This is a genomic window from Henriciella aquimarina, assembly GCF_002088975.1.
GTDB classification, from domain to species: domain Bacteria; phylum Pseudomonadota; class Alphaproteobacteria; order Caulobacterales; family Hyphomonadaceae; genus Henriciella; species Henriciella aquimarina.
Genome location: NZ_NCST01000019.1, coordinates 149,138 through 165,789 on the forward strand (window position 1 = coordinate 149,138; position 16,652 = coordinate 165,789).

At 60.9% G+C, this 16,652-nt stretch carries 13 protein-coding genes; all 13 read left to right on the forward strand.

All coding sequences use genetic code 11. The features are described from left to right. Nucleotides 1-9: 9 nt before the first annotated feature. The 13 genes from proS to bamA all read left to right on the forward strand — a co-directional run bounded on the left by proS (nucleotide 10) and on the right by bamA (nucleotide 16,642). Nucleotides 10-1,329 carry a proline--tRNA ligase gene (gene proS, locus B8784_RS02705; protein ID WP_084396081.1) on the forward strand — a complete coding sequence of 440 codons (1,320 nt, stop codon included), beginning with the start codon at nucleotides 10-12 and terminating at the stop codon, nucleotides 1,327-1,329. Then, nucleotides 1,329-2,600: a lipoprotein-releasing ABC transporter permease subunit gene (locus tag B8784_RS02710; protein ID WP_084396082.1), complete on the forward strand. Its 1,272-nt coding sequence runs from the start codon at nucleotides 1,329-1,331 to the stop codon at nucleotides 2,598-2,600. Before proS ends, B8784_RS02710 begins: the two co-directional genes overlap by 1 nt. Continuing rightward, nucleotides 2,600-3,286, forward strand: coding sequence for an ABC transporter ATP-binding protein (locus B8784_RS02715; RefSeq protein ID WP_084396083.1), 687 nt, complete (start codon nucleotides 2,600-2,602; stop codon nucleotides 3,284-3,286). Before B8784_RS02710 ends, B8784_RS02715 begins: the two co-directional genes overlap by 1 nt. A gap of 59 nt (nucleotides 3,287-3,345) precedes the next feature. Next, nucleotides 3,346-6,765, forward strand: coding sequence for a DNA polymerase III subunit alpha (gene dnaE / locus B8784_RS02720; protein ID WP_084396084.1), 3,420 nt, complete (start codon nucleotides 3,346-3,348; stop codon nucleotides 6,763-6,765). Nucleotides 6,766-6,902: 137 nt separating this feature from the next. Continuing rightward, complete coding sequence (gene rpsB, locus B8784_RS02725; protein WP_084396085.1) at nucleotides 6,903-7,724, forward strand: 30S ribosomal protein S2; 822 nt, start codon at nucleotides 6,903-6,905, stop codon at nucleotides 7,722-7,724. A 31-nt stretch (nucleotides 7,725-7,755) separates the two neighbouring features. Continuing rightward, on the forward strand, nucleotides 7,756-8,670 hold the full coding sequence (gene tsf, locus B8784_RS02730) for a translation elongation factor Ts (RefSeq protein WP_084396086.1): 915 nt from the start codon (nucleotides 7,756-7,758) through the stop codon (nucleotides 8,668-8,670). Between the two features lie 86 nt (nucleotides 8,671-8,756). Then, nucleotides 8,757-9,494, forward strand: a complete 738-nt coding sequence (gene pyrH / locus B8784_RS02735) for a UMP kinase (protein ID WP_084396087.1) — start codon at nucleotides 8,757-8,759, stop codon at nucleotides 9,492-9,494. Between the two features lie 18 nt (nucleotides 9,495-9,512). Further along, the gene (gene frr / locus B8784_RS02740) at nucleotides 9,513-10,067 is read left to right on the forward strand and encodes a ribosome recycling factor (protein ID WP_084396088.1); all 555 of its coding nucleotides are present in this window, start codon (nucleotides 9,513-9,515) and stop codon (nucleotides 10,065-10,067) included. Continuing rightward, the gene (locus B8784_RS02745) at nucleotides 10,064-10,834 is read left to right on the forward strand and encodes an isoprenyl transferase (protein WP_084396089.1); all 771 of its coding nucleotides are present in this window, start codon (nucleotides 10,064-10,066) and stop codon (nucleotides 10,832-10,834) included. Before frr ends, B8784_RS02745 begins: the two co-directional genes overlap by 4 nt. Nucleotide 10,835: 1 nt before the next feature. Beyond that, nucleotides 10,836-11,660 carry a phosphatidate cytidylyltransferase gene (locus B8784_RS02750; RefSeq protein ID WP_084396090.1) on the forward strand — a complete coding sequence of 275 codons (825 nt, stop codon included), beginning with the start codon at nucleotides 10,836-10,838 and terminating at the stop codon, nucleotides 11,658-11,660. Between the two features lie 2 nt (nucleotides 11,661-11,662). Continuing rightward, complete coding sequence (gene dxr / locus B8784_RS02755) at nucleotides 11,663-12,871, forward strand: 1-deoxy-D-xylulose-5-phosphate reductoisomerase (RefSeq protein WP_084396091.1); 1,209 nt, start codon at nucleotides 11,663-11,665, stop codon at nucleotides 12,869-12,871. After that, the gene (locus tag B8784_RS02760) at nucleotides 12,868-14,040 is read left to right on the forward strand and encodes a M50 family metallopeptidase (protein WP_084396092.1); all 1,173 of its coding nucleotides are present in this window, start codon (nucleotides 12,868-12,870) and stop codon (nucleotides 14,038-14,040) included. Before dxr ends, B8784_RS02760 begins: the two co-directional genes overlap by 4 nt. Before the next feature lie 34 nt (nucleotides 14,041-14,074). Beyond that, complete coding sequence (bamA, locus tag B8784_RS02765) at nucleotides 14,075-16,642, forward strand: outer membrane protein assembly factor BamA (protein WP_084396093.1); 2,568 nt, start codon at nucleotides 14,075-14,077, stop codon at nucleotides 16,640-16,642. The last annotated feature ends 10 nt before the right edge of the window (nucleotides 16,643-16,652 follow it).

Consider the following 16,652-nt stretch of genomic DNA (forward strand, 5'->3'; position numbering starts at 1 on the left):
GTCATACCCATGCGACTTTCGCGCTATTTTCTCCCCGTTTCCAAGGATGTCCCGGCCGATGCGGCCATCATTTCCCACCAGCTGATGCTGCGCACCGGCATGGTCCGGCAGAACGGGGCCGGGATTTATACCTGGCTGCCGCTTGGCTTCCGCGTGCTGCAGAAGATCGAACAGATCGTGCGCGAGGAGATGGATCGGGCGGGGGCGATCGAGATGCTCATGCCGACCATCCAGCAGGCCGAGCTTTGGCAGGAGAGCGGTCGCTATGACGATTACGGCAAGGAGATGCTGCGCATCACTGACCGTCATGAGCGCGAGATGCTGTTTGGCCCCACCAATGAAGAGCTGATCACCGACGTCTTCCGCTCCTATGTGAAGAGCTACAAGGCGCTGCCGCTCAATCTCTATCACACACAATGGAAATTCCGCGACGAGATCCGCCCGCGCTTCGGCGTGATGCGGGGCCGCGAGTTCCTGATGAAGGATGCCTATTCCTTCGACCTTACCGAAGAGGCCGCGCGGGCCAGCTACAACAAGATGTTCTGCGCCTATCTCAACACCTTCGACCGGCTTGGCCTGACCGCGATTCCGATGCAGGCCGATACCGGCCCCATCGGCGGCGATCTCAGCCATGAATTTATCATCCTGGCCGAAACGGGCGAGAGCGCTGTCTTCTGTGATAAGGCGCTGCTGGACCTGCCGGCGCCCGGGCTCGATCTCGACTTCGAGGCCGATCTGTCCGGCGAAGTCGAGAAGCGCACCGGCTATTACGCGGCGACCGAAGAAATGCATGACGAAGCCGCCTTTGCGGATGTGCCCGCCGACCGGCAAGTGTCTGCCCGCGGGATCGAGGTCGGTCATATTTTCTTCTTCGGCACGAAGTATTCCAAGGCCATGAACGCAACGGTCCAGACCGCCGACGGGGACACTGTGCCCGTCCAGATGGGTAGCTACGGTATCGGCGTGTCCCGGCTTGTCGGCGGCATCATCGAGGCTTGTCATGACGAGAGCGGCATTGTCTGGCCGCAATCGATTGCGCCCTTCGAGGTTGGTCTGATCTCGATGCGTCCCAAGGATGAAACCGTCGCGAAAGTCGCCGACGAGGCCTATGAGGCGCTCAAGGCCGCCGGGGTGGACGTGCTCTATGACGAGACGGATGAGCGGCCGGGGCCGAAGTTCAATCGCATGGATCTGATCGGTCTGCCCTGGCAGATCGTGATCGGCCCGCGCGGCATCGAGAATGGCGTTGTCGAACTCAAGAACCGCAAGAGCGGCGAGAAGAGCGAAGTGACGCTGGAGACAGCCATCGAAACCGTAAAGGCCGGATAATGGCGAAGTCGGCGCCCTTCGGAGGGGTCGAGCGTGCGCTCGCCTGGCGCTATCTGAGAGCTCGCCGCCAGCATGGCGGGGTCTCTCTCATTTCGATCATCTCCTTCTTCGGCATCATGCTGGCGGTCATGGCGCTGATCGTGATCATGTCGGTCATGGCGGGCTTCCGCTCGACGTTGCTCAATGCGCTGCTTGGCGGGCAGGGGCATGTCTTCGTACAGGTTCAGGGCTATCCCGAGAACGACATGGATGATCTCACCAGCCGGATCATCGAGCTGCCGGGCATCAAGAGTGCCTCACCCATCATCGAGCAGCAGGTGCTCGCGACATCGGACTATGCGCGGACCGGCGCGGTTGTCCGTGGTGTCCGGGATGAGGATCTCGATACGCTGCCCTATCTTGAGGGCGGGCGCTCGCAAGCCGATGCGGCGGGGTTCGCGCAAGGCAAGAATGGCGGCGATGTCGTCCTGATCGGGGCGTTCCTGGCGTCGGACTTGCGCATTCGGCCCGGCGACGAGATCAGGCTGATCGCGCCGGAGGGCGTTTCGGGGCCATTTGGCGTCACCCCTCGCAGCAAGACCTACACGGTTGGCGACACCTTTACGACGGGCAGTGTCGAGTTGGACAAGCTCTACGTCCTGATGCCGATGCAGCAGGCTCAGCTTTTCTTCAACAAGAAGGGTGAGTACCAGCTGCTCGATGTGCGCCTAGACGATCCGATGAAGTCGGAGCAGGCGATGCGCCATATCTCCGAAGCCACCGGCAACCAGTATGCCCTGCAGGACTGGAAGCAGCAGCGCGCTTCCTATTTCAACGCGCTGAATGTGGAGCGCGGCATGATGCGGGTGATCATGCTGATCCTGATCACGATCACTGCGCTCAACATCATTACCGGCGTGGTCATGCTGGTGAAGAACAAGACGCGCGACATTGCCATCCTGCGGACGATTGGCGCGACGCGAGGCGCGATCATGCGCATCTTCATCATGATCGGGGCCATTCTGGGGCTCACCGGCGCGCTGATCGGCCTGACGCTGGGTGTTCTGATCGTCTTCAATATCGACGCGGTTGAGTCCTTCCTGAGCCTTGTTCTCGGACGCGAGATCTTTGCCGCGGATGTCTACGGTCTTGATGGGCTGCCCGCCGAACTGGACTGGGGCGAGGCGCTGTTCACGACGCTCTGGGCGATGAGCATGTCCATCCTGGTCACGCTCTGGCCGGCCTGGAACGCTGCCAAGCTCGACCCGGTTGAAGCCCTGAGGTTCGAGTGATGGCTGAACCTGTTCTGGAACTGCGCGGCATTGTCCGGGAATACCGGACCGGGCCGGATGTCCTGAAGGTCCTCGATGGAGCCGACCTGGTGCTCAATCGCGGGGAGCTGGTCGGCCTTGTCGGGCCGTCGGGTTCCGGCAAGTCGACCCTGCTGCACACAGCCGGCCTGCTGGAGCGGGCCGAAGGCGGAGAGGTGCTGCTGGACGGCGAACCTGTGCTGAGGCTTTCGGACGGCGCGCGCACACGTCTGCGCCGGGAAAAGCTCGGCTTCGTCTACCAGTTCCACCACCTGCTGCCGGAGTTCAACGCGCTGGACAATGTGGCCATGCCGCTCATGGTTAATGGCGAGAAGCGCAAGGCCGCGCGTGAGCGCGCGGAGGTGCTTCTTGCGGATATGGGACTTTCCGACCGTATGCATCACCAGCCCGGCCAGCTGTCGGGCGGCGAACAGCAGCGTGTGGCCATTGCCCGCGGATTGGTGAACGATCCGAAACTTGTCATTGCCGACGAACCGACCGGCAATCTCGATCCGGCGACGACGGACCGTGTCTTTGCCAGCCTGATCAAGATTGCGCGAAGCGAAGGTGCGGCGGTGCTGGTGGCCACGCACAATATGGCGCTCACCAAGCACATGGACCGGGTGCTGACGCTTGAGGACGGAAAACTCACAACCTTTGCCGGCTGACCCCTTCGACTCAGCTAGACAAAGGGGCATACTCGCTTTGTTCCCGACGGAGATGCCGCTTGCCCCAACCGCCTTTCATCCATCTTGCCGTGCGTACAAGCTTTTCCCTGCTGGAAAGCATGATCACGCCAAAGGCGCTGACGGCTTGGGCGGAGGAGAACAGGGCACCGGCGCTGGCGGTCGCGGACCGTAACAATCTTTTCGGTGCGCTGGAAATTTCCGAGGCACTTTCGGGCGCCGGCGTTCAGCCGATCATGGCGTGCTGCTTCGATGTGACGGATGGCGCTCACCAGGAATGGATCACGCAGGTTTCCCTCTATGCGCAGGATGAGACGGGCTACCGGCGGCTCATGGAGCTGTCCTCGTGGGCCTATCTCGATGCCGAGGATGGCGTGCCACGTCTCAAGCGAGATTACCTCTTCGAGAAGACGGACGGCCTGATCCTGCTGACCGGCGGCTCGAAGGGCGAGGCCGCACAATATGTCCTGAAAGGCAAGCAGGCTGAAGCCGAGCAGACCTTGCAGGCCTTTGCCGATGCCTATCCGGGCCGGTGCTATGTGCAGCTCACACGCCATGGCACGCCTGAGGAGGCCAACAGTGAGCCCGGCCTGATCGAAGCCGCCTACAAGCTCGACCTTCCGCTTGTGGCCACGCATGACTGCCGCTTCCTGAAGCCGGACGACGCCAAGGCGCACGATGCCATGATGTGCATCGCGAACGGCGAGTATCTCGGCCAGGACGACCGCCAGCGCGTGTCGCCGGAGCAGTATCTAAAATCCTCCGATGAGATGATCGCGCTCTTCGAGGATCTTCCGGAGGCTGTGGCCTCGACGGTTGAAATCGCGAAGCGCTGTGCGGTGCGCGCCCGCAAGCATGCGCCCATCCTGCCGAACTTTGGCGACGGCTCTCGTTCGGAGATCGACGAGCTGAAGATCCAGGCCCAGGACGGCCTGGCCAATCGGTTGGCCGAGGCGCCGAAACTCTATGCCGAGAGAAGCGCCTATGAGGACCGCCTGGCCTATGAGCTCGGCATCATTGAGAAGATGGGCTTTCCCGGCTACTTCCTGATCGTGTCGGACTTTATCAAATGGGCCAAGGAGCAGGACATCCCGGTTGGGCCGGGCCGTGGCTCTGGCGCTGGCTCGGTCGTAGCTTGGGCGCTGACGATCACCGACCTCGATCCGCTGCGCTTCGACCTGCTGTTCGAACGCTTCCTCAACCCTGAACGGGTGTCCATGCCGGACTTCGACGTCGACTTCTGCCAGGAACGGCGCGGTGAGGTCATCCGCTATGTCCGCGACAAGTATGGCGCGGCCAGTGTCGCTGCCATCATCACGTTCGGTACACTGCAGGCGAAGGCTGTCGTTCGCGATGTGGGCCGCGTGATGCAGATGCCTTACGGCCAGGTCGACCGGCTGGCCAAGCTGATCCCGTTCAATCCGGCCAATCCGCCCAAGCTGCAGGAAGCCATCGACGACGAACCGAAATTCCAGGACGAAATCGCCCAGGATCCACGCGTTGGCGAACTGCTGGAAACGGCGCTGGCGCTGGAAGGTCTCTACCGGAATGCGGGCACGCACGCCGCTGGCGTTGTGATCGGCGACCGCCCGCTGACCGAGCTGGTCCCGCTCTACAACGATCCGCGCTCTGACCTGCCGGCCACCCAGTTCAACATGAAGTGGGCGGAATCGGCGGGTCTCGTGAAGTTCGACTTCCTGGGTCTGAAAACGCTGACCGTCATCGACCGCGCCCTGAAATTCATCCGCCGGGACGGGCGCGATGTCGGCCCGGAATGGGCGGCGATGAACGATCCGGAAAGCTATGAGTTGATGGCCAGCGGCCAGACGCTCGGTGTCTTCCAGCTGGAAGGGCAGGGCATGCGCGACACGCTGCGCAAGGTCCGCCCACACAACATTGAAGACGTGATTGCCATCATCTCGCTCTACCGGCCGGGTCCGATGGACAACATCCCGGTCTATGTGCAGGGCAAGGAAGATCCCGCCAGCATCCGCTACCAGCACCCCGATCTCGAACCCATTCTCGAGGCGACCTATGGCGTGCCTGTCTATCAGGAGCAGGTCATGCGGATGGCGCAGGAAATTGCCGGCTATTCGCTTGGCGAGGCTGACCTTCTGCGCCGTGCCATGGGCAAGAAGAAAGTTGAGGAGATGGTCGCCCAGCGCGAGCGTTTCATCAAGGGCGCCAAGGAGCTGAAGGGTATCGACGCGCCGCTGGCCAATGAGATCTTCGATACGATGGAGAAGTTCGCCGGCTATGGCTTCAACAAGTCACACGCCGCTGCTTACGCCCTGATCGGCTATCAGACGGCCTATCTGAAGCGCCACTTCCCGGTCGAGTTCCTGGCCGCTTCGATGAGCCTCGATATCCATAATACCGACAAGCTGGCGGCCTTCGTCCAGGAAGCCAAGCGGCTTCAGCTGCCGGTCATCCAGCCGGATATCAATCGTTCGACCGCCGACTTCGATGTGCAGGACGGCGGGCTGGTCTATGCGCTCGGGGCGCTGAAGGGCGTTGGGCTCGAGGCGATGAAGCATGTTCAGGCCGAGCGCGAAGCCAATGGCCCATTCGAGTCGCTTCACGACTTTGCCGAACGGGTCGACCCGAAATCGGTGAACAAGAAATGCATCGAGCAGCTGGCGCGCGCAGGGGCCTTCGAGCCACTTGTGGAGAACCGGGCCAGTGCGCTGGCAGCCGCGCCGCTTCTGGCTGCGGCGGCCGTGTCTGCGGCGGAGGACCGTGCCGGTGGACAGGTGGGGCTTTTCGGGGACGCCGAACCGTCTGTCAGAACCGCACTGCCGGAAGTTTCTGCCTGGAACGGGCAGCAGAAGCTCGATGAGGAATTTGCTGCGACAGGCTTTTATCTCAGCGGGCACCCGCTCGACGATGTCCTGGACAGTCTGGAAGATGGCCGGATCACGCTGACCGCCGAGATCGCGGACAATGCCGAGGATGGCCGGCCGCTTGAGCTGATCGGTGTGGTGCGCCGCCGCGTCGAAAAACTTGCGCGCTCGGGCGGAAAGTTCGCCTTCCTGACCCTGTCTGACCCGACTGGCGAGGTCGAGCTGATGGTCATGCCGGAGGTGCTCGATAATTACCGTCACCTTCTGGAGGCCGGCAACAGCATCTATATCACGGTAAATGTGCGCCGGCAGGACGAGGAGATCCGGCTGTCGGCCAAGCAGGTCAAACCGATCGACAAGGCCCGCATCGGCAAGAAGGCGAAGGCGCTGGTCGTGCAGTTGTCGCGGGGCGCCAATTATGCCGAACTTGCGGCTGTGGCCGAACGGCTCACCACCGTGCCGGGCGCGGACCGGGGGAGCATCTTCCTGGAATTGCCGCTTGAAGACGGCCGGACTGTGACAATGAAACTGCCAGACACGTATGCCACGGGACTTGAAGCCCTCAGAGCCCTTAAGATGGCCTCCGGTGTCGCCCGGGTCGACACGCGTGCGGCCTGAACAAGGCCTGTTGCGTCTACGCCCAAAATTTGTATAAGCCAGCCCCATCAACCCCGATGCGCGGGCTATCCGGTGTTGGTCTCTATGGTTTGAGGCCAATAACGTCCGTGCCGGTCAACCGGAAGAGGAAAACTGATATGGCTTTGCCTGAATTCTCCATGCGCCAGCTGCTGGAAGCTGGCGTGCACTTTGGTCACCAAACCCACCGCTGGAACCCGAAGATGAAGCAATTCATCTATGGCGACCGCGCGGGTATCCACATCATGGACCTGTCGAAGACGGTTCCGCTGCTGCACCAGGCGCTTGTCCAAGTGCGCGATACCGTTGCCCAAGGGGGGCGTGTTCTGTTCGTTGGCACCAAGCGCCAGGCCGCACAGCCGGTCGCGGAAGCTGCACAGCGCTGCGCTCAGTATTACATGAACCATCGTTGGCTCGGCGGCACGCTGACCAACTGGACGACCGTTTCCAAATCGATCAAACGCCTGCGCGAACTTGACGAGATCCTGTCTGACCGGGAGGGCTCCGGCCTGACCAAGAAAGAGCTTCTGGTCGTCGAGCGCGAGCGTGACAAGCTGGACCGCGCCCTTGGTGGTATCGCCAATATGGGTGGCCTGCCGAGCCTGATGTTCGTCATCGACACGAACAAGGAGCAGATCGCGATCAAGGAAGCCAAGAAGCTGGGCATCCCGGTTGTGGCCGTGATCGATACGAACTGCGATCCGGACGATGTCGACTTCCCGTTCCCGGGCAATGACGATGCTGCGCGCTCGATTTCGCTTTACTGCAACCTCGTTGCCGATGCTGTCCTCGATGGCCTGGCGGAATCCTCTGCCGGCCTGGGCATCGATCTTGGCGAGGCGGAAGATGTCGAAGCGCTCACCGAGGCGGACGTTGCCGTAGCCGAAGAGGCCGCTGGCGACAGCCCGGAAGAGGGCAAGGAAGTCAAGGCCGAAGGCTGAATTCCAACCACACTCTAAAAGGATCTTCGAGATGGCACAGATCACCGCCGCTCTGGTCAAGGACCTGCGCGACCGCACTGGCGCGGGTATGATGGATGCAAAAAAAGCACTGGTCGAAAATGACGGCGATGTGGAAGCCGCAATCGACTGGCTGCGCGCCAAGGGCCTGTCCAAGGCTGCCAAGAAGTCCGGCCGCACGGCGGCCGACGGTCTGGTGGCGGCTGTGCTTGCCGATGACGGCAAGACCGGCGCGCTCGTCGAGCTGAACGCTGAAACCGACTTCGTTGCCCGCAACGAGAAGTTCCAGTCGGCTCTGACGCAGATCGCCAATACCGCGCTCGAAACGGACGGCTCGATCGAGGCGCTCCAGAACGCGAAGGCTCCGTCGGGTGACGGCACGGTCAATGACATGATCACCGGCCTCGTTGCGACAATTGGCGAGAACATGACCCTGCGCCGCACGGCCAAGCTGTCGGCGCCGAACGGTCAGGTTGCCGCTTATGTGCACAGCGCCGAAGCTCCGAATATGGGCAAGATCGGCGTTCTGGTCGCGCTGGAAGGTGGCGATGGCGACAAGATGGCTGACGCGGCCCGCAAGGTCGCCATGCACGTTGCGGCCACCAGCCCGGCTTCGGCGACCACCGACGATCTCGACCCGGAACTGATCGAGCGTGAGCGTCAGGTTCTCACCGATCAGGCCAAGGAAAGCGGCAAGCCGGACAATGTCATCGAAAAGATGATCGAGGGTCGCCTGAAAAAGTTCTACAAGGAAGTCGTCCTTGTCGAGCAGCCCTTCGTCATGGATCCGGACCAGACGGTCGGCCAGTACATCGACAGTGAAGGCGCCAAGCTGATTGGCTTCGTTCGCTTCACGCTGGGTGAGGGCATCGAGAAGGAAGAAGACGACTTCGCTGCAGAAGTCGCTTCCATGACCTCCGGCTCCTAGGCCACACAATCTGAACTGAAAGATCCCGGCTGCCCATGACAGGCAGCCGGGAATCCTTTACGAGCAGATGGCCTTGGGAGTTTGGAATGCCAGCAGATACAGAAAGTTCTGACGAGCCAGTTTATAAACGCGTGCTCTTGAAACTGTCCGGCGAGGCCCTGATGGGGCCGGCCGAGTTTGGCATTCACATGCCGACCTGCATCAAATTCGCAGAAGAGATGGCCTCGGCCGTCGAGGCAACGGGCGTCGAGCTTTGCGTTGTCATCGGCGGAGGGAATATCTTCCGTGGCCTGCAGGGGGCCGCCAACGGCATGGAGCGGGCCCAGGCCGACTCCATGGGTATGCTGGCGACCGTCATGAATGCCCTGGCGATGCAAAGCGCGCTGGAACAGATCGGCGTACCGACCCGGGTTCAGTCGGCCATTCCGATGAATACGGTGTGTGAGCCCTATATCCGCCGCCGGGCCATCCGCCACATGGAAAAGGGGCGGGTCGTCGTCTTCGCAGCCGGCACGGGCAATCCCTATTTCACGACAGATACCGGCGCGGCCTTGCGCGCAGCGGAAATGAACTGTGATGCCATGTTCAAAGGCACGCAGGTGGACGGGGTCTATTCGGCCGACCCGAAGAAGGATGCCAATGCCGTTCGCTACGATCAGCTTGGCTATCAGGAAGTCCTCGCGCGGGACCTCAAGGTGATGGATGCTTCCGCCGTCAGTCTGATGCGAGACACCAACATCCCGATCGTGGTATTTTCCCTGCACAAGAAAGGTGCCTTGCAGGAGGTGCTGAGCGGCAAGGGAACATCGACGACTATTTCCTAAAATGCGAGAACACTAGTCATGAGCCTAGACAAAAAAGATATCGAGCGCCGCATGGATGGCGCCATTACCTCTCTTCAGTCAGATCTTGCAGGGCTGCGGACCGGGCGCGCCTCGGTCAATCTCCTCGATTCGGTCATGGTGCCGGCCTACGGTGCCAGCATGCCCCTCAACCAGGTTGGATCCGTTTCCGTCCTCGATGCCCGCACGCTGGCGGTCAATATCTGGGACAAGTCCGTCGTCGGCGCGGCCGACAAGGCGATCCGGGAGTCTGGGCTTGGTCTCAACCCTGTCGTGGATGGCAACAATCTTCGTATTCCGATCCCGGTTCTCAATGAGGAGCGCCGCACGGAGCTGAGCAAGCTCGCCGGCAAGTATTCCGAACAGGCCCGGGTTGCGGTTCGCAATGTGCGCCGCGATGGCATGGACCAGCTGAAGAAGGCCGAGAAAGACGGCGAAATCAGTGAGGACAAGGCTCGTGGCCTTGCCGAAGAGGTTCAGAAGCTCACGGATTCGCACATCGCGCGTATCGACGAGATCCTTAAATCCAAAGAAGCGGAGATCATGCAGGTTTGACGCTTTCGCGCGCTTCATCTGACTCTGCACGCCAGGCTACGGAAGAGGGCAATGGCAAACTTCCGCGCCATGTCGGCATCATCATGGACGGCAATGGCCGTTGGGCTGCGCAGTACGGCATGCCTCGGCCTGTCGGGCATGAACGCGGCGTCGAAGCGCTCAGGCGAACGGTGAAGGCGGCCCAGAAAACCGGGCTTGAATATCTGACCGTCTATTCCTTCTCGACGGAGAATTGGCGGCGGCCTTTTTCTGAGGTCAGTGCGCTTTTCGCCTTGCTGAAAACCTTCATGAACCAGGACCTCAAACGGCTGAAAAGCGAAGGGGTCCGGATCAGTGTCTTCGGTACGCGCGAAGGATTGCCCGAGGACGTGGATGCGTTGCTCGACCGGGCGCTTGAGGAAACCAGGGACAATACGCGCTTCAATCTCGGCATTGCCTTTAATTATGGCGGGCGTGAGGAAATCACGCGCGCGGTGCGTGGCCTGGCCGAGGATGCAAGGGCCGGGCGTATCGAGCCTGAAGCGATTGATGAGGCCATGATATCGTCGCGCCTCGACACGTCGGGATTTCCGGACCCGGATCTTATCATCCGGACGGGGGAAGAGCGGCGCCTCAGCAACTTCCTTGTCTGGCAATCCGCTTACACGGAGCTTGTCTTCATGGATGTCCTCTGGCCGGAGTTCGGTGAGCACTCATTGAACGAGGCGCTCGAGACCTTTGCCTCGCGTGACCGCCGGTTTGGCGGGCTCAAATCCGGGGCGGCCTGACATGACGGCCTCCTCGCCGGCGAACGACAAGATGCGGGAGCTTCTTCTCCGGCTTCTTTCGGCTGCTGTTCTTATCCCTTTCGCGCTTTACGTCGTTTCGACGGGCGGGCCGATCCTTGCCATATCCTGTGCCGTGTTCGGCGGCATAATGGGCTTTGAGTGGGCGCGTATGACCGCTTCGCCCATCATGCCGGTGACAGCCTTTTTCTGCGCTTTGCCGTCGCTCGCCATGCCGTTCGTCGACCGGGAAGTTGCCCTTCTTGTGATGCTGGCCTGTGCCGCTCTCGTTCTTCTGCTCCATCCCTCGCGGGTTTCCGAGCGCATGGTCGGCGCGCTCGGTATCTTTTATGCGGCTGGCCTGCCGCTATCCATGTACCTGCTGCGGGACGGGGCGTGGAATGGTCAGGCCGCGGCGCTGATCGCGATGGGGACGGTCTGGGCGTCCGATTCCGGGGCATATTTTGCCGGCCGCGGTTTTGGCGGGCCGCCACTGTCGCCGAAGGATTCGCCGTCCAAAACCTGGAGCGGCGCGCTGGGTGGCCTTCTCTGTAGCGGCCTGTGCGGACTTATCGCTGCCGGGCTTATGGATGCGCCGCGTCTGCCATGGCTGTTTGCCGGGCTTCTGATGTCGTTTCTTGCCCAATGGGGCGATCTGTTCGAATCCTCGCTGAAGCGGCGTTACGGCGTAAAAGACAGCAGTGATCTCGTGCCCGGTCATGGCGGTGTCATGGACCGTGTCGACGGTCTTGGCATGGTCTGCATCATGGCGGTTGTGGTTTTCGTCCTGTTTGGCACGGTGCCGGAGATACTTGGACTGGACGCATAGCCATGACCAGAACGCTCTCCATTGCCGGTTCAACGGGGTCGGTTGGCCGTTCGGCGCTTTCGGTCGTCGAACACGCCAACGCCCTTTCCAGCGAACGCTGCTTCGAGATCCATGCTCTGACGGCGCATCGCGATGTGGAGCGGCTTGCCAAGCAGGCGATTGCCTTCGAGGCGAAGGTCGCCGTCATTGGCGATGCCACGCTGTATGAAGAGCTGAAGGAGCGGTTGAGCGGCTCTGGCGTTGAAGCCGCGGCAGGACATGATGCCATTACGGACGTTGCCAGCGCGCCTGTCGACAGGTTCGTCGCGGCGATTGTCGGTTTTGCAGGCCTGGAATCGACCCATGCGGCCCTTGCAGCCAGCAACGGTGTGGCGCTCGCCAACAAGGAGAGCATGGTCTGTGCGGGGCCGCTCCTGAAGCGCGTTGCCAAGGCGTCGGGGGCGGCCATTGTGCCGACCGATTCAGAGCATAATGCGATCTTTCAGGTGCTTGAGCGCCGGGACGACGTTGAACGTCTGCTCCTGACGGCATCAGGCGGCCCGTTCCTGAACACGCCTCTCGACAGCCTGCACACGGTAACACCGGATCAGGCGTGCGATCATCCGCGCTGGTCGATGGGGCGCAAGATCTCGGTGGACAGTGCCACCTTCGTGAACAAGGCGCTCGAGCTCATCGAGGCTTCATACCTGTTCGATGTTCCCGAAGAGCAGATCGATGTCCTGGTACATCCCCAGTCCATCGTCCATTCACTCGTCGCCTACCGGGATGGTTCGGTCCTTGCACAGCTGGGCGTGCCCGACATGAAGACACCGATCGCTCATTCCCTGTCCTGGCCCGAACGCCGGTTGCCCACGGAGGTCTCGAGGCTGGACCTTGCCGCCTTGGGGCAGCTTGACTTCCAGGCCGTCGATGACGCGCGTTTCCCGGCAATCCGGTTGGCTCGACAGGCGTTACAAGCCGGCGGTTCGGCCCCTGTTGTCATGAATGCCGCAAATGAGTGTGCTGTTGAGGCTTTCCTGTCGGGCGAATGCCGGTTTACCGATATCAGCTGGATCGTGGAAGACGCGCTCGAACAGGCGGGAGGGACCAATACCGGATCCGCCGGTATCGAGAGCCTTTCCGATGTACGCAACGTTGACGGCGAGACCCGCCGTCTTTGTGGCACGCTCATTGAGAAGGCCCGGGAACAGATGAGGAGTAATGTTCAATGATGGATGCCCTTGGTCAGGTACCCGTTTTTATTCTGAGCCTTGTCTTCCTTCTGGGCATCGTGGTCGTCATCCATGAGCTTGGCCACTATTTCGCGGGACGCTTTTTCGGTGCCGCTGTGGAGTCGTTCTCGGTCGGCTTTGGAAAGCCCATTTACGAACGCACCGACCGGCGCGGCACGCGCTGGCGCGTGAACTGGATCCCGCTCGGCGGCTTTGTGAAGTTTGTCGGGGAAAGCCAGATGCCGGGCGATGTCGGCCGCGTGGAACAAGGCCCCGTCGGCAAGCCCTATAATGAGGTTGGTGTCGGGGCGCGGACAATTGTGGCGGCTGCCGGGCCGGCGGCAAACTTTATCCTAGCCGTCCTGCTGTTCGCTTTCATGTATTTCGTCAACGGTGCCTATGAAAACCGTGTCGCGATTGCGTCGGTGGCAGAGGACGGCGCTGCGGCAGAAGCCGGCATGCAGGCCGGGGACATCCTTGTTTCCGTGGATGGCAAGGAAGTTACCAATGCGGGCCAGATCCAGACGGCTGTGGCGTATTCGACCGAGACACCGCTGGAGATGCAGGTCCTGCGCGATGACCAGACCGTGGACCTGACTGTGACGCCGCGCGCACAGATGCGTGAGAACGCTGTTGGGCAGGTGCAGCGCATGGGGACGATCGGCGTGGCCATGAGCGTTATCCCGGATTCGACCCAGCATATCCGCTACAACCCGGCTGAAGCCCTGTGGAAGGGCGGTGAGCAGACCTGGTCGACCGTGACCATGACGACCAATCTGATCGGACGCATGGTTACGGGCAAGGAAGATGTCAGTACTCTTAGTGGCCCGGTCGCAATCGGTGATGTCAGCCGGCGAATCGTCAATCGGACCATGGAAGCCGAGCATGTGCCGTTCTGGGACCGTATTCAGGCGCTTTTCTGGAACATGGTCGGCATCTGTGCCGCCGTTTCTGTCGGAATCGGATTCTTTAATTTACTTCCATTTCCTGTACTCGATGGTGGTCACATCGTTTTCAATTGCTATGAAGCTGTAGCTGGCAAACCGTTGCCGGCCCGGATTCAAGAGGGTGCATTGATGGCAGGGATGGTCTTGTTGCTGGGAATGTTCGTGTTCATCACGTGGGGCGACGTACTGGAAACAGGGCTGTTCAACGCCGCACGAGGCTGATAGCCGACCTCTACCATTTATTGAGAGAGTACACATGCGATCCGTATTCGCCGCATTTATATTGAGCTTTGCAGGACTGTTTGGTCTGACTGTCATGCCTGGTTCGGGGCTCACGGCGAATGCGCAGACCGTCAACCCGGGAGGGACGATCCGCTCGATTCGCGTTGAGGGGAATCAGCGCATCGAGGACCGGACGATCCAGTCCTACCTCCTCGTGGAACCCGGCGACCCGTTCGACCGCGAACGCATTGACCTCTCGCTCAAGACACTTTTCGCGACCGGGCTGTTTGCCGATGCTTCCTTCGAGAAGTCAGGCTCGGATCTGGTTGTGCGTGTGGTCGAGAACCCGATCATCAACCGGGTTATTTTCGAGGGCAACAGCGCGCTGGATGATGACAAGCTGCGCGAGGAAATCGAGGTGGCCCCGCGCGGCATTTTCACCGCGGCGCGTGTGCAATCCGATGTGCAGCGCATTCTTGAGCTCTATCGGCAATCGGGCCGCTTCGCCGCCAGTGTGGAGCCGCAATACAAGCCGCTCGAGCAGAACCGTGTGGATCTGGTCTTCGTGATCAATGAGGGCCCGGTCACCGGGGTCCGGTCGATCAACTTCATTGGCAACGAGTCCTATTCGGACCGTCGCCTGCGCAGCGAAATCGTGACGCGCCAGTCGCGCTGGTGGCGCTTTTTCAGTTCGAACGACAACTATGACCCCGGTCGTCTTGAATATGACCGCGAGTTGCTGCGTCAGTTCTACCAGAACAATGGCTATTATGACTTCCGGGTTGTCTCCGCTGTGGCCGACCTGACACCGGACCAGGAAGACTTCTACATCACCTATACGGTGGAAGAGGGCGACCAGTACAATTACGGCGAAGTGAAAGTCGAGACCGAGCTCGACAAGCTCAATGCCGAAGGGCTGCGCCGGGCCATCTCCATCCAGGAAGGCGACCTTTTCCGGGGGGACCAGATCGAGAATGCGATCGATACGCTGACCTATGCGGCCGGTGTCGCGGGCTACGCCTTTGTCGATATCACGCCACAGCTGGATCCGGACCCGGAGACCAACCGTGTGAACGTTACCTTCGCCCTCGACGAAGGCCCGCGCGTCTATATCGAACGCATCAATATCACCGGCAACACGGCCACGCTTGACCGTGTCATCCGTCGCGAGTTGCGGGTTGCCGAAGGCGATGCCTTCAACCGCGTCCTGCTGGACCGGTCGCGCAACCGGGTGCGCGCGCTCGGTTACTTCAAGGAAGTGGAGATCTCGGAGAGCGCTGGCTCCGCACCGGACAAGACGGTGGTGGATGTCGCCGTTCAGGAGCAGCCGACCGGCGAACTCTCCTTTGCGGCAGGTTACTCATCGGTCGACGCATTCCTGTTCGATGTCAGCGTCTCCCAGCGCAACCTTCGCGGCCGGGGGCAAACAGTGATTGCCCGGGTGTCGGCCTCGAAGCGCCAGCAATATATCGATCTGCGATTCCGCGAACCGCGTTTCCTCGACCGGAACCTGGCCGCCGGTATCGACCTGTTCTCGACGCGTTCGGACTTTGCCGACATCAGCTTTGGTGGCTTCAAGACGGATACGATCGGCGCCGGGGTCAATTTCGGGTTCCCGCTTTCGGAGAACACGAATTTCGGTGTCCGCTACCGGCTGCAATCCGACGAGCTTGATTTCACCGATCGGCCAATCGTCATCAATACGGATGGTACCCAGGCGACCGAGACCATTACGGACGATAATGGTACGCCGGATGACCCCTCTGACGACATCACGCGCGAGGTAGCCATTTCGCCGAATGAGGATCCTCTGCCGCCCAATACGTCCGTCGTCGATATCTGTGACGCGGCCTATGTGAATCGTTCGCGCAACTGCCGTAATGAGCGGGCGGAGATCTCTTCCATCGTCGGCTATACGTTCAACTGGGACCGCCGGAACGATCCGATCGAGCCGACGGGCGGTTTCGATATGTCGCTCAGCCAGGATTTCGCCGGTGTCGGTGGCGATGTGAAGTTCATCCGTACGGAAGTGTCCGGTGCGACCTATAAGGGCATCTTCAAGGGTGTCCGCGCCAGCGCCCGCGTTTCCGCCGGTTATATCGAACCGATTGGCAATAATGACGGGATCCGGATCAACAACCGTTTCTTCCGTGGCGGCTCCACTTTCCGCGGCTTTGACGTGGCCGGCCTCGGCCCGCGCCTTATCCGCCGCGAAGTGGATGACGAGGGCAATACCGTCAGGCTGCGTAAGCTGAACGCCCTCGGCGGCAAGGCGTACTATCAGGGTACACTTGAGCTGACCGTTCCCAACTTCCTCCCTGAGGAATACGGGATCGACACGGCGCTGTTCGTTGAAGCCGGGTCCGTTGGTATCCTTGATGACGTCGATGTCGACGAAGCCCGCATCGTGCCGACCACCACGCCGGGCACGACGGCTGTGGAGTTGACGAAGGATGCGATGGGGCTTCGCGCGTCGGCAGGTCTTTCTATTGGCTGGGATTCACCGTTCGGGCCGATCCGGTTCGATTTCTCGCAAATCCTTCGAAAAGAAGAGTATGACCGGACCGAAACCTTCCGGTTCAGCACATCGACTCGATTCTGATATGTTCTGA